This is a genomic window from Sphingopyxis granuli, from assembly GCF_001559015.1.
Classification (GTDB): Bacteria; Pseudomonadota; Alphaproteobacteria; order Sphingomonadales; family Sphingomonadaceae; genus Sphingopyxis; species Sphingopyxis granuli.
In genome coordinates this window covers 1026721-1040921 of sequence record NZ_CP012199.1, presented here as the reverse complement: position 1 = coordinate 1040921, position 14201 = coordinate 1026721, and the positions used below count along the sequence as shown (strand labels likewise).

The window sequence follows — 14201 nt, the reverse complement described above, 5'->3', positions numbered from 1 at the left end:
CGCGGAGGCGCCTCAGGCGGCCTTCCAGTCGTTCGTCGTCGTGAAGGCGGGCAAGGTCATATTCGTTTCGATCTGCTGGTTCGCCGCCGCGATCAGATAGGGCGAGACGCGGTGGCGGGTGCACAGCCCGCCGTTGCCGTCGCTGACGAGCGAATGCTCGAACTCGATGCCCTGCTGATGCTTCGTCGAGCGCCGCACGGTGGCGGTCACGAGCTGCCCCTCGCCGAAGTCGATCACGAACTGCGTGCCCACCGGCACGTCGAGCAGTCCTTCGATGAAGGCGCCGGTCGCCGACAGGTTGCGGATGACGACGGCATAACGATGATTGCCGTGGACCGCGCCGACCTTGCGGAACATCTGGAAACGGTCGTTGCGCTGCTTCGCCGGCCCCGACGGCTTGATCGTCCACGACCCCGCCTCGGCATGCTCGACCAGTTCGCCGTCAGCCACCGGCTTGCTGTAGACATAGCCTTGGACGTGGCTGACCCCCAGCTTGCGGATCAGGTCGAGCTGGTCGAGCGATTCGATGCCCTCCGCCGTCGTTTCCATGTCGAGCGCCTCGGCAAGTGCTACGATCGCCGCAATGATCGCCGCATTCCGAGACCCCTTCTCCGTCGCGCCGCGCACGAAGCTCTGGTCGATCTTGATCTTGTCAAACGGCGCCGACTGCAAATAGCCGAGCGAGGAATAGCCGGTACCGAAATCGTCGAGCGCGAGCCGCACGCCGAGCCCTTTCAGCGCCTTGAACATTCGCGCGGTCTCGGCCGAATCGCCCAGGAAGACGCTCTCGGTGATCTCGAGCTCGAGCCGGTCGGGCGACAGCCCCGTGGCCGCGAGGGCATTGGCGACGATCTTGGGCAAATTCTCGTTCGCGAACTGGATCGGCGAGACGTTGACCGCGACGCGCAGCCCGCCCGGCCAGCGCGCGGCGTCCTCGCACGCCTTGCGCAGCACCCACTCGCCGAGCGGCCAGATCAGATTCGCCTCCTCGGCGATCGGGATGAACATCGAGGGGGAGATGATTCCGCGCTCGGGATGCAACCAGCGCACCAGCGCCTCGACGCCGGTCACCATGTTCGACTGCGAATGGACGACCGGCTGATAGCTGAGTTCCATCTGCCCGCGCGCCAGTGCATCGCGCAGATCCTCCTCCAGCGCGCGGCGATCCTCGGCCGCCTGATGGAGGTCGCTCGAATAGAAGCGGAAGCGCCCGCGCCCGCCGCCCTTCGCGGCATAGAGCGCGAGGTCTGCGTTGCGCACGAGGTCTTCGCTGGTCATGCCGTCGAAGGGCGCAATCGCGACCCCGACCGAGGTGCCGATGATGCAGCGGCTGCCCTCGACCGAATAGGGTTGCGACAGGTTGGCGATGATTTCGGCGGCAAGGTCGCCCAGTTTGCCGCGGTCGTCCTGATCGGGCAGGATGATCTGGAATTCGTCGCCGCCCAGGCGGCTGACCATCTCCTTGTCGCCGACGATCTTGAGCAGCCGTTCGGCAACCTGCTTGAGCAGCGCGTCGCCCGCCGGATGGCCGAGCGTGTCGTTGACCTGCTTGAAGCGGTCGAGATCGAGCAGCATGATCGCGCAGCTCCGCTGCTGCTGCGTGAAGGCGGCGAGCGTCGATTCGAGCTTCTTCGAGATGTGGAAGCGGTTCGCGAGTCCGGTCAGCGAATCGTATAGGGCGAGGCGCGAGGCGTCCTCGGCCGAGCGGCGCTGCGCGGTGACGTCGGTGCCGCTGCCACGATAGCCGGTGAACTGGCCCGCGGCATCGAAGTGCGGGCGCCCCGAAACCGACCACCAGCGCTCTTCGCCATCGATCGCCGCACGCAGCGGCAGCTCGTCGAACTTCGATTGCCGGGTCAGCAGAAAGGGCAGCGTGCGCTGCCGCTCGCCATGACTGTCGGCGGGGTGGAACAGGTCGGTGAGCGGCGTACCGAGCAGGTCGGCGGCCCGCTTGTCCATGACCTCGGCGACGGCTTCGCTGATATAGGTCAGCGCGCCGCCGGCATCGGTCGACCAGAACCAACCGCGACCGCTGTCCTCGTAATTGCGGAGCAGCAGCACCGCCTCGCGCGTATGCAGGCCGGGCAGCGGCGTCTCCGCGCGCTGTCCGCCGAGCCGCGAACCGAGCTTGCCCAGAAAGCCGCGCTGCCCCGCCGCCGCGCCCGCGTCCGCCGGATCGTCGGCACGCATGCGCGCGGACGATTGGGTCCCCCGATTCGTACTGATCCCCGCCATCAGACCGCTATGCCAATCAGGCCTTGCGATACGGTAAATGTCGCCACGCCGGGCGAACCCGCGCAACGGCCTGCTCCGAAGCGCGGCGTTACCGCCCCGCGCCGGACGGTTCGGGCGATACGACGCCGTTCGCCGCCGCATAGCGGCGCCAATATTCCGCCAGCCTTGCAGCCCGCGATGGTTTCGCGGCGGCAATATCCCGCGTTTCGCCGGGATCGGCGGCGAGGTCGAAGAGTTGCCACGCCGCCTGCGGCGAAGCCGGCCGGCTCAGCTTCCAGTTGCCCTGGCGCATGGCGCGACTGCCATGCAACTCCCATCCGAACAGCTCCTCCGCCCGATGGACGCGCGGCTGGCGTCCGCGGGCATGGGCGAGGATGGACCGGCCGGAATAGGAATCGGGCGCCTTCACGCCCGCCAGCGCGAGCAGCGAGACGGGAAGATCGCGGATCGTCATCAGCGCTGCGCTGCGCTCGCCCCTGCGGATGCCGAGAGCCGGACCGGCGACGATGGCGGGCACCTTGATGCCACCTTCGGCAACCGAGCCCTTCGACCCGCCGTGGGGCGCCGCGCTCACCGCCGCCCAGTCGGGCCCATAGGAAATATAGGACCCGGCGCGCCCCATATTGGCGAGGCTATTGTCGAAGGTTCGTGCGACCCAGGGTGCATTACGCGGAAAGCGGTCGGGTTGGACGCCCTCCGCGCCATTGTCGGACAGGAACAGGATCAGCGTGTTCGCCAGATCGCCGCCGTCGGCCAGATGTCGGAGCACGCGGCCGATTTCATCGTCCATCTGCTCGACCATCGCGGAATAGATTTCCATCCGCTTCGCCTCGACCGCGCGGTCGGCCGGAAGCATGTCCTGCCATGCGCGCGAAAAGTGCGCGGGCGCGGCCTGCCCCGCATGCAGGATTCCCAATTGCATCATCTGCGCGAGGCGCTGGCGCCATATCGCTTCGTGGCCGGCATCGTAGCGGCCCTGCGCGCGCCGCAGATAGGCGTCCGGCGCCTGAAGCGGCCAGTGCGGCGCAGTATAGGCGAGATAGGCGAAGAAGGGCTTTCGCTCGCGCCGGCTCTCGTCGATCGCCGACAGGATATAATCGGTGTAGAAGCGGGTGGAGAAGAAGTCGGACGGCAGTCGCTCGACCATTCGGCCGTTCTCGCGGTAATGGGCGACCGGCTCGCTGGCGAAGGTGCCGAGCCGGTCGGGAAAATGGCTGCCCGCCCCTTCGAGCAGGACGAACGACCTGTCGAACCCGTTCGCGGCCGGGCTGTGCTCCTCTCCCGCGCCAAGGTGCCATTTACCGGCCATCGCCGTCAGATACCCCGCTCGGCGGAGCAGTTCGGCAACCGAAACCGACCGCGCATTGAGATAGGTTTCATAACCCGGACGCCCGATCTGGTTGGGCGCGATCCGTTCCTCCATGCTGCCGAAGCCGACGCGATGATGGTCCTGCCCCGTCAGCAGCATGGCGCGCGTCGGCGAGCAGCTCGGGCTGGCATAGAAATTGTCGAGCGCCAGCCCCTGCCCGGCAAGCCAGCTCAAATTGGGCGTCGGTATCTCTCCGCCATAGGGCGCGATGTCGGAATAGCCGAGATCGTCGGCAAGGATCAGCAGAATGTTGGGACGCTTTTCCGCCGCCTTTCCGGCGGCGGCCGCAGGCGCCGACAGTCCCAGAAAGACCGCCAGCACCAGCCAGCCCGTTCGGCGTGCCCTGCTCCTCTTCCGACCCCGCCGCGCCGCCATGTCAGAAGGACAGGCTGGCGCGCACGCCATAGGTGCGGGGCGCCGCATAGCGGGCCGCCAATCCGTTGCCGAGGTTCGTTCCCATGCTTTCGATCGCCTTGAGGACTTTGCTGTTGGTGAGATTGTTGACGAAGCCGGTGATCGACCATGCCCCGCCGGGCGCTCCATAGGTCAGCAGCACATCGAGCTTCGCATAGGGCGCGCGGCGATAATGCGCGGCCGTATATTGCTGAAGATACATGGCCCCCTGGTAGGACAGGCGCGCGGTGGAGGTGATCGTTCCGCCATTGGCGAGCTCGAGCTTGTGATCGAAGCCGCCCGTCGCCGTGAAGCGCGCCGCGTTCGGCATCCGTGCTCCGCTGAGATCCACCGTCTGCGGCGTCAGGCTGGTCGCGAGATAGGGGTCATAGGGCGCGTCGGCATAATCCTCGAACGTCGCGTCCAGATAGGCAGCGCTGCCGCTGAGCCTGAATTGCGGGGTGATCCGCGCCTGCCATTCGAGTTCCAGCCCCTTCACCTCCGCGCGCGCGGCGTTGACGATGATGAAGCCGACGAGATCGGGCATGAGCTGGCTGACCTGAAGCCCCGAATAATCATAATAGAAGGCCGAAAGGTTGAGCTGGAGGCGGCGATCGAGCCATTCGGTCTTGGCGCCCACCTCATAAGCGGTGATTGTTTCGGCACCATAGGGCTTGTCGACCGCGGTGAAGGAAATGCCGCCGGGCTTGAAGCCCGTTGAAACCGAGCCGTAGACCATGGCGTCGGGGGCGACCTTCCAGTCGAGGCCCAGCTTCCACGTGACCTTTTCGAAGGTCGCCCGGTTGCTGTCGTTGGTCAGCGCGGCCGCGGGGATGACGAAATTATTATAGTTGGTCCGCCGCGCGAACTTGCGGTCGCGATTCCACCGCAGGCCACCGGTGATATTCAGCGCGTCGGTCAGCGGATAGGTCATCTGCCCGAACAGGGCGAGCGAGGCATTGTCGATTCGTTGTCCGACGACGATCGGGCCCGAGAATTCGGGCGGCAGCGTCACCCCCGGACCGACCAGATTTTCCAGCGGCGGATAATGGATGTTGAGGATCTGCAATCCGCCGAAATTGTCGCTGAGCGGCCCGCCGGTCGGCCGGTTCTCCTCGTCGAAATAATAAGCGCCCGCGACCCAATAGAGCCGCGACCCCGACGGCGACGCCAGGCGGACCTCAAGCGTCCTTTCGCGGGTCTCGCCTCGGAAATATTTCGTCCCGGCCGCGACGTTGGTGTAATCGCTGTCGTAATGCTGGAAGATCGAATCCTCGATGATCGCGCCCAGCACGGTCAGATTGGCCGGCCCCGCATCCCAGTTCAGTTCCGCCGACACGGTCTTCTGCGTATTGCGGATGCGGCTGGGGAAATCATAAGCGACTTCCCAGGGATCGTTGCTGATCGGGATCAGACCGTTCCGCTGGTAATAGCCGAGGTCGTAATTGCCCGCCTTGGGAATCCGGCCGAATCCCGTACCCGGAACCATCACATAGTCGGGATTCCGGTCCCCCGCGCCCGGATTGGGCGCGCCGTCGGGCAGCACGGCCGCATCGGCGATCAGCTTGCTCGCGCTGCCGACGCCACCGCGCTTGAAATAATTGCCGCGCAGCAACAGCGACAGGCGGTCGCTCGGCTCGACCAGCAGTTGCAGCCGCATCGACAGATCGTCGGCGTCGTCGAGATTCGGCAGGTTGTTGCCCGCCACATTGCGGGCATAGCCGTCGTGCCGGTCGCGGAACAGGCTGGCCCGCATCGCCATGACGTCGGTCAGGATCGGGACGTTGACGGCGAGGCCGCCGATAAAAGCGTCGTAATTGCCATAGGACAGCGTCGCCTCGCCGCCGAATTCGTTCATCCGCGGCCGCTTGCCGATGATGTTGACCGTGCCGCCGGTCGCGTTGCGGCCGTAAAGCGTGCCCTGCGGGCCGCGCAGCACCTCGACGCGCTCGATGTCGAAAAAGGAGGCGTTGACCCCCTGCGGCCGCGCATAATAGATGCCGTCCTGATGAAAGGCGACGCCCGCCTCGCCGTTGAGCGTCACATTCTGGGCGCCGATGCCGCGTAGCGTGACGCGCGTAGCGTTCGGCGTGCTGACGTCGCCCGCGATATCGAGATTGGGAACGCGGTCGTTGAGCCCGGCCATGCCGCTGATGCCGGAGCGCGTGACGTCGTCGCCCGTCAGCACCGACACCGCGATCGGGGTATCCTGCAAATTGGTCGCGCGCTTTTCGGCCGTGACGACGATTTCATCCATGCCCGGCGCCGGATCGGCCGTCTGGCCAGCGGCATTTCCCGCTACCGCAAGACAGGACAGGGGCAGCAGAATCCCCCCCAACGACGACGCCCTTACAGCCATCACAGCCTCCCCTATTCCATTTTTATATGCGTATCGGAATTGCTGGGTGGCAGACCGGATTATATCATAATAATAAAAAAACGCGTCCTCACTATTCCTCATTTGCATAATGATGCCGGCGCCATCCGGCTTCCCGCTGGATGCGGATGCGCCGGGACGGCTTTCGCCTTATCCGTCCGGCAGCAGCAGGCTGGAGTCGCCATAGCTGTAGAAACGATAGCCTTCCGCAATGGCATGATCATAGGCCGCGCGCATCACATCGAGCCCCATCAACGCGCTGACCAGCATGAACAATGTCGAGCGCGGCAGGTGGAAATTGGTCATCAGTCCGTCGATCGCCCGAAAGCGATAGCCGGGCGTGATGAAGATCGAGGTGTCGCCGGTGAACGGCTCGATCGTCCCGTCGGCGCGCGCCGCGCTTTCGAGCAGGCGCAGGCTGGTGGTGCCGACCGCGATCACCCGGCCGCCCGCGGCGCGCACCGCGTTGAGCCGCGCCGCGGCATCGGCGTCGATGCATCCCCATTCGGCGTGCATGACATGATCCGCCGTGTCGTCGGCCTTCACCGGCAGGAAGGTGCCCGCGCCGACATGCAGGGTCAGCGTCTCGCTGGCGATTCCCGCCTCGCCGAGCGCGGCGAGCAGCGCCGGGGTGAAATGCAGCGCCGCCGTCGGTGCCGCGACCGCGCCGTCGGCCCGGGCGAACATCGTTTGATAATCGGCGCGGTCGGCTTCGTCGGTCGCGCGCTTGCCCGCAATATAGGGCGGCAGTGGCATCGTCCCGGCGCGGTCGAGCAGCAGTTCGACCGGCTCGTCCCCCTGAAAGGCAAGGACGAAGCTGCCGTCGGGCAGGCGCTGCTCGGCGACGGCGATCACGCCCGCGCCGAAATCGACCGTTTCCCCGACATGCAGCCGCTTCGCGTTGCGCACGAAGGCCTGCCAGCGGCGCAGGTCGACGCGCTTGTGCAGCGTCGCGCCGATCTTCGCCCCGGCGGCGCCATCTCCGTCGCGGCCGCCGCGCACGCCTTCGAGCCGGGCGGGGATGACGCGCGTGTCGTTGAAGACAAGGCAGTCGCCGCGGCGCAACCACGCCGGCAAGTCGCGCACCCCGGCGTCATGCAGCCCGCTGCCCGCGACGACCAGCATGCGCGCCGCATCGCGCGGACGCGCCGGGCGCAGCGCGATGCGATCGGGCGGCAATTCGAAATCGAAGGCGTCGACGCGCATCGGCTAAAGGCCGACAGCTTCGGAAGGATTCCTATGCCCGTTCGTGTCGAGCGAAGTCGAGACACCCATCCGTCTGGCGCTACGTCGATCGGCGTCTCGACTTCGCTCGACACGAACGGAATAAACCGGAGTCATCCTTCAAGGAATGCTGCTCAGCGCCCGATCGGCGCGTTGAGCTGGTCGGGCGTGATCTCCGCCGCGGGGGCAGAGGCGGGTGCCGGATCGGTCAGCATCGAGGCGGGCGGCATCGGCCGGTTGTCGGCGGCGACCGACGCCTGCACCATGCGCGACATCACCGCGGGCGGCTCGCCCTTGTGGATCGCGTCGACATATTGCATCCCCGACACGACACGGCCGAAGACCGTATAGTGGCGGTCGAGCGCGAAGCGCGGCTGGAGCATGATGAAGAACTGGCTGTTCGCGCTGTCCTCGCTCTCGGCGCGCGCCATCGACACGGTGCCGCGCAGATGCGGCATCGGATTGAATTCGGCCTTCAGGTCTGGAAGCTGCGAGCCGCCCTGCCCGGTCGCGGTCGGATCGCCCGTCTGCGCCATGAAGCCGTCGATCACGCGGTGGAATTTCACCCCGTCGTAAAACCCCGCGCGCGCCAGTTGCTTGACGCGCTCGACATGCTGCGGGGCAAGGTTGGGATACAGCTGGATCACAACCCGGCCGCCGGTCGAAAGGTCGAGGTTCAGCATATATTCGGGGTTGCCGATATATTGATCGGGGGTCATCGCCGGTGCGGCCGGCGCTTCCGCCGCCGGGGCCGCATCGCCCTGCGCGGGTGCGGGAGCGGGGGCCGGCGTCGGAGCGGGTGCGGGGTCGAGTGGCGGAACGGTTTCGCTTTCGGTCGGCGCGGGGGCCGGGGTTCCGTCAGGCGACGGCGCGGGCGGCGCCTCCTGTGCGACAGCCGACACCGCGAGACCGAGCGCCATGGCCGACAGGATCAGGGGGCGGAATGTGATGGTCATGCTGGATCGGCCTCTATCGTGGAATATCTGTGCGCCCCGCTTGCGCGCGACCTAGCGGGTAAAAGCTGAACGCTCAATGAGGAAGCGTCGCGTCATCCCTCGCCCTGGCGCAGGCCGCGCTCGGCGATACGCGCGACGACCGCATCGCGCACCGCGGGGGTGACGAACTTGTGGATCGCGCCGCCGAAGATCGCGATCTCCTTGACCAGCCGCGACGCGATCGGCTGCAGGCTGACATCGGCCATCAGGAAGACGGTCTCGACACGGTTGTTGAGCTGCTGGTTCATTCCCGCCATCTGGTATTCATATTCGAAGTCGGCGACCGCGCGCAGCCCGCGGACGATGACGCTTGCACCTTCGCGCTCGGCGAAGTCCATCAGCAGCGAATTGAAGCCGACGACGCGAATGTCGCCGCCCAGCGCCGCGACCTCGCCCCGGACCATCTCGATCCGCTCCTCGTCGTCGAACAGCGGCGATTTGGCGATGTTGGTGGTCACGCCGACGACCAGCCGGTCGACCAGCTTCGCCCCGCGCCGGATGATGTCCATATGCCCGAGGGTGATCGGGTCGAAGGTTCCGGGATAGACCCCAATCCGCATCAACGGTCCCTTTCCACAATATAGTGCGCGATTTCGCGCAGCAGCCGGGCTTCGTCGCCGAAACCCGCCAGATGAGCGGTCGCCTGATCGACGAGCAGGCTGGCCTGCGCCCGGGCGCGGTCGATTCCCATCAGGGTCACAAAGGTCTGCTTGCCCGCCGCCGCGTCCTTGTTCAGCGCCTTGCCCGCCAGGGCCTCGTCGCCCTCAACGTCCAATATGTCGTCGGCGATCTGGAAGGCGAGCCCGATGTCGCGCGCATAGGCGCGCAGCGGCTTGCGCCCCTCGGGCGGAACGCGCGCGAGGATCGCGCCCGCCTCGACCGAAAAGCCGATCAGCGCGCCGGTCTTGAGCTGTTGCAGCCGCGTCACCGTCGGCAGGTCGAAGCTGACCGTCTCCGCCGCCAGGTCCATCATCTGCCCGCCAGCCATGCCCGCGGGGCCCGCCGCCAGCGCGAGTTCGCGCACCAGTTCGCTGCGCACGAAGGGGTCGGCATGCGTCGCCGGATCGACGAGCCATTCGAAGGCGAGCGCGTGCAGCGAATCGCCCGCGAGCACCGCCGTCGCCTCGTCATAGGCGCGGTGGACCGTCGGCTTCCCGCGCCGCACGTCATCATCGTCCATGCACGGCAGATCGTCGTGGATCAGCGAATAGACGTGCATCGCCTCGACCGCCGCGCCGACGCGCAACGACAGCGCGCGATCGACATGGAACAGGTCGCCCGCGGCACGGACGAGCAAGGGGCGCAGCCGCTTGCCGCCGCCCGTCGCGGCATGGCGCATCGCGCGATAGAGCCGCTCGCGCGGATCGGATGGAATGGCCAGACGCCGGTCGAAAAGGGCGTCGATCCCCGCCGCGACCTCTGCCTGCGCGGCGTGCAGCAGCGACGCCTCTACCACGGTTTCGCCATCGGCGCGCGCGGCCATGGATCAGCTCTCGCCGAAGGGCGTGGTTCCCGCCGGCCGGCCGTCGGCACCGAAGCCGACCTGTTCGATCCGCGCCTGCGCGGCGGCAAGGCGCGCCTCGCAATGCGCGCGCAGCGCATGCCCGCGCTCGTAGAGCGCTACCGATTCCTCGAGGCTGACGTCGCCGCTCTCGAGCCGCCGCACGATCGTTTCGAGCTCGCCCATCGCGGCCTCAAACGACAGCGACGCGATCTCGGGAGCCGGGGCCGGCGCGGCAGCGGGGTCGGGCGTGTCGGTCATCCCCCTGCTTTGGCGGCTCGCCCCCATGCGGTCAAGCTTGACGTCGCCCGGCACCGCGATAGGGTCGGGCCGCATGTTCGTCGGCCATTTCGCCCCGGCGCTGATCGTCGCCGCCCGCCCGCGCGCCGCCGGGCTCGGCACGCTGTTCGTCGCGGCGCAGCTCGTCGACATCGGCTTCGCGGCGCTGCTGATCCCGGGGGTGGAGGCGATGCGGATCGCGCCCGGCATCACGGCGATGAACCCGATGGACCTTTACCACATGCCCTATACGCATAGCCTGCTCGGCGCGGGATTGTGGGGATTGCTGTTCGGCCTGATCGTCTGGGCCGCGACGCGGCGGCGCGAGGCGGCGATCGGCGCCGCGATCGTCGTCGTGTCGCACTGGTTCATCGACCTGCTCGTCCACATCCCCGACCTCACGCTGTTCGGCGCGCCGCCGAAGATCGGGCTTGGCCTGTGGAACCATCCGCTGGTCGCGATGCCGCTGGAGGTCGCGCTGGTCGGCGGCGCTCTCGCCTATTACGCCAGCCGCACGCGCGACCCGGCCGGAAACGGCCGCCTGTGGGCGCTCGCCGCGCTGCTTGCGCTGGTCCAGGCCATCAACTGGTTCGGACCGCAGGAAAGCGCCTATTCGCTCGCCATCCCCGCGACGATGCTCTTCGCCTACGCGCTGCTATCGCTCGCCGCCTGGTGGGCAGGACGGACCCGCGCGCCGCTTTCCCATAGCTGAGGCGGCATCTTGTGAGCGGTGCCGGCGATATTGGGGTCTGTTCCTATCGCGCCGGCCCGGCTAAAGGCGCGCCATGACCCAGTCCGCCGCAGCCCCCTCGCCCGCCATCACTCCCGAAATCGTCGCCGAGCACGGCCTGTCGCCCGAGGAATATCAGCGCGTCCTGAACGCCCTCGGCCGCGAGCCGAATCTCGTCGAGCTTGGCATCTTCTCGGTCATGTGGTCCGAGCATTGCAGCTACAAGAGCTCGCGCATCCACCTGAAGAAGCTGCCGACCGAAGCGCCGTGGGTGATCTGCGGTCCCGGCGAGAATGCGGGCGTGATCGACATCGGCGAAGGGCCGGGGGGCAAGAAGCTTGCCGCCATCTTCAAGATGGAGAGCCACAACCACCCGTCGTATATCGAGCCCTATCAGGGCGCGGCGACCGGGGTCGGCGGCATCCTGCGCGACGTCTTCACCATGGGCGCGCGGCCGGTCGCGAACCTTAACGCGCTGCGCTTCGGCCGTCCCGACCATCCGAAGATGAAGCATCTGATCTCGGGCGTCGTCCGCGGTATCGGCGGATACGGCAATTGCGTCGGCGTCCCCACAGTTGGCGGCGAGGTCAATTTCCACAAGGCCTATGACGGCAATATCCTGGTCAACGCGATGACCGTCGGCGTCGCCGAGCAGGACAAGATCTTCTATTCGGCCGCGAGTGGCGTCGGCAATCCGATCGTCTATGTCGGATCGAAGACGGGCCGCGACGGCATCCACGGCGCGACGATGGCGTCAGCGGACTTCGGCGAGGATGCCGAGGAGAAGCGCCCGACCGTTCAGGTCGGCGATCCGTTCACCGAGAAGCTGCTGATCGAGGCGTGCCTCGAACTGATGGCGTCGGACGCGATCGTCGCGATCCAGGACATGGGCGCCGCGGGGCTAACCAGTTCGTCGGTCGAGATGGCGTCGAAGGGCGGGGTCGGCCTCCACCTCAGGATGGACGACGTGCCGCAGCGCGAAGCCGGCATGACGGCCTATGAGATGATGCTGTCCGAAAGCCAGGAACGCATGCTGATGGTGCTGAAGCCCGGCAAGGAGGCCTTCGCGGAGGCGATCTTCCGCAAATGGGAACTCGACTTCGCCGTGATCGGCACCGTCACCGACACCGGTCGCATGGTGCTGGAGCATCATGGCGAGATCGTCTGCGACATTCCGCTCGCGCCGCTCGCCGACGACGCGCCGCTCTATGACCGGCCGCACGTGCCGACGCCCAAGCAGTCCGAGCTTGCGAATGTCTCCGAAACGCAGGACGTCGCGGCGGACCTCAGGACTCTGATGGGCAGCCCCGACATCGCGTCGCGCCGCTGGATCTGGGAGCAATATGACAGCCAGGTCGGCGCCGACACGGTGCAGACCGGCGGCGACGCGGCGCTCGTCCGCATCCACGGCACGAACCGCGCGCTCGCGATGACCACCGACTGCACCCCGCGCTATTGCTATGCCGACCCGGTCGAGGGCGGCAAGCAGGCGGTGGCCGAGACGTGGCGCAACATCACCGCGGTCGGCGCGACGCCGCGGGCGATCACCAACTGCCTGAACTTCGCCAATCCGCAGCGGCCCGAGATCATGGGCCAGATCACCGGCTGCCTCGACGGCATGGCGCAGGCGTGCCGCGCACTCGACTATCCGATCGTGTCGGGCAACGTCAGCCTCTATAATGAATCGAAGGCGACCGGTGGCGGCAGCGCGATCCTGCCCACCCCCGCGATCGGCGGCGTCGGCGTCATCGACGACCTGAGCAAGGCCGTCGGCATCGGCTTCAAGCGCACCGGCGACATCGTTCTCGCGGTCGGCGAGCGGATGGGCCATCTGGGCCAGTCGATCTGGCTGCGCGAGATTCACGGCCGAGAAGAAGGCCCGCCGCCGCCGGTGGACCTGAAGGCGGAAAAGCGCACCGGCGACTTCATCCGCCATGCGATCAATCAGGGCTGGATCACGGCTTGCCACGACGTGTCGGATGGCGGCGTCGCCGTCGCGCTCGCCGAAATGGCGCTCAGGTCGGATATCGGCGTTCTGGTGAGCGAAGAACAGCCCTTTGGCATCGCCGAAAGCTTCTTCGGCGAGGATCAGGGGCTCTACATCGTCACCGTCTGCGACACCTGCCTCGCCGACTTCCTCGACGCGGCGAACCGCGCCGATGTGCCGGTCGACCCGCTCGGCCGCACGATCAGGGACCGCATCGTGTTCGAGCTTCCGGAGAGCGACCATCAGGTCACGCTCGCGGAACTGCGCGAAGCGCACGAAGGCTTCTTCCCGAAGCTGATGGAAGGGTGAGCATCCACGTCGGCATCGGCGGATGGACCTATGAGCCGTGGCGCGGCACCTTCTACCCGCCCGGCCATCCGCAGAAGCGCGAACTCGAATATGCCGGCCGGCATCTGACCGGACTGGAGATCAACGGCACCTATTACGGCAGCCAGAAGCCCGAGAGCTTCGCCAACTGGGCGGCGGCGGTGCCCGACGGCTTCCGCTTCAGCGTCAAGGCGTCGCGCTTCGCGACCAATCGCAAGCTGCTCGCCGACGGCGCGGCGTCGGTGGAAAAATTCCTGACGCAGGGGCTGACCCGGCTCGGCGACCGGCTCGGGCCGATCCTCTGGCAGTTCATGGCGACGAAAAAGTTCGACCGTGACGATTTCGCGCGCTTCCTCGACCTGCTGCCCGCGACGCAGGACGACCTGCCGCTGCGCCATGCGCTCGAGGTGCGGCACGAAAGCTTCCGCGATCCGGCGTTCGTCGACCTCGCACGCGAGCGAAACATGGCGATCGTCTTCGCCGACAGCGAAGAATTTCCCTGCATCGACGAGGCAACGGCCGATTTCACCTATGCGCGCCTGCAGCGAACGGTGGAGAACGAGCCCGCCGGCTATGACGAGGCGACACTCGACGGCTGGGCCGACCGCGCGCGCGGTTGGGCGAAGGGCGGGCGCGACGTCTACCTCTTCTTCATCGCCGGCGCGAAAGTCCGCAACCCCGCGGCAGCGCAGGCGCTGATCGCGCGACTTGGAAGCTGACGCTCGTCCACCATCTACGGCTGGATCGTCATCGACTTTGGATGAATCAATATAGCGTTCCCTCG

11 protein-coding genes are annotated in these 14201 nt (G+C 66.9%); 3 read left to right on the top strand and 8 right to left on the bottom strand.

Features of this window, described 5'->3' with window-relative positions; translation table 11 throughout:
* Nucleotides 1-12: 12 nt before the first annotated feature.
* From SGRAN_RS04910 to SGRAN_RS04875, 8 genes are all read right to left on the bottom strand, one after another.
* The gene (locus tag SGRAN_RS04910; RefSeq protein ID WP_067181143.1) at nt 13-2190 is read right to left on the bottom strand and encodes an EAL domain-containing protein; all 2178 of its coding nucleotides are present in this window, start codon (nt 2188-2190) and stop codon (nt 13-15) included.
* A 133-nt stretch (nt 2191-2323) separates the two neighbouring features.
* Complete coding sequence (locus SGRAN_RS04905) at nt 2324-3925, bottom strand: arylsulfatase (protein WP_067181140.1); 1602 nt, start codon at nt 3923-3925, stop codon at nt 2324-2326.
* A 55-nt stretch (nt 3926-3980) separates the two neighbouring features.
* Nucleotides 3981-6254, bottom strand: coding sequence for a TonB-dependent receptor (locus SGRAN_RS04900; protein ID WP_067181138.1), 2274 nt, complete (start codon nt 6252-6254; stop codon nt 3981-3983).
* Between the two features lie 270 nt (nt 6255-6524).
* A complete protein-coding gene (queA, locus tag SGRAN_RS04895) occupies nt 6525-7580 on the bottom strand; it encodes a tRNA preQ1(34) S-adenosylmethionine ribosyltransferase-isomerase QueA (RefSeq protein ID WP_067181135.1) in 1056 nt (351 codons plus the stop codon).
* A gap of 152 nt (nt 7581-7732) precedes the next feature.
* The gene (locus SGRAN_RS04890) at nt 7733-8554 is read right to left on the bottom strand and encodes a peptidylprolyl isomerase (protein ID WP_067181132.1); all 822 of its coding nucleotides are present in this window, start codon (nt 8552-8554) and stop codon (nt 7733-7735) included.
* A 92-nt stretch (nt 8555-8646) separates the two neighbouring features.
* Nucleotides 8647-9153, bottom strand: coding sequence for a pantetheine-phosphate adenylyltransferase (coaD, locus tag SGRAN_RS04885; RefSeq protein WP_067108184.1), 507 nt, complete (start codon nt 9151-9153; stop codon nt 8647-8649).
* Nucleotides 9153-10076, bottom strand: coding sequence for a polyprenyl synthetase family protein (locus SGRAN_RS04880; protein ID WP_067181129.1), 924 nt, complete (start codon nt 10074-10076; stop codon nt 9153-9155). Before SGRAN_RS04880 ends, coaD begins: the two co-directional genes overlap by 1 nt.
* Before the next feature lie 3 nt (nt 10077-10079).
* A complete protein-coding gene (locus SGRAN_RS04875; RefSeq protein ID WP_067186910.1) occupies nt 10080-10355 on the bottom strand; it encodes an exodeoxyribonuclease VII small subunit in 276 nt (91 codons plus the stop codon).
* A gap of 37 nt (nt 10356-10392) precedes the next feature.
* Here SGRAN_RS04875 and SGRAN_RS04870 point away from each other — a divergent pair, with 37 nt between their 5' ends.
* From SGRAN_RS04870 to SGRAN_RS04860, 3 genes are all read left to right on the top strand, one after another.
* Nucleotides 10393-11085: a hypothetical protein gene (locus SGRAN_RS04870; RefSeq protein ID WP_311880685.1), complete on the top strand. Its 693-nt coding sequence runs from the start codon at nt 10393-10395 to the stop codon at nt 11083-11085.
* Nucleotides 11086-11158: 73 nt separating this feature from the next.
* A complete protein-coding gene (gene purL, locus SGRAN_RS04865) occupies nt 11159-13399 on the top strand; it encodes a phosphoribosylformylglycinamidine synthase subunit PurL (RefSeq protein WP_067181123.1) in 2241 nt (746 codons plus the stop codon).
* Complete coding sequence (locus SGRAN_RS04860) at nt 13396-14136, top strand: DUF72 domain-containing protein (protein ID WP_067181120.1); 741 nt, start codon at nt 13396-13398, stop codon at nt 14134-14136. Before purL ends, SGRAN_RS04860 begins: the two co-directional genes overlap by 4 nt.
* The last annotated feature ends 65 nt before the right edge of the window (nt 14137-14201 follow it).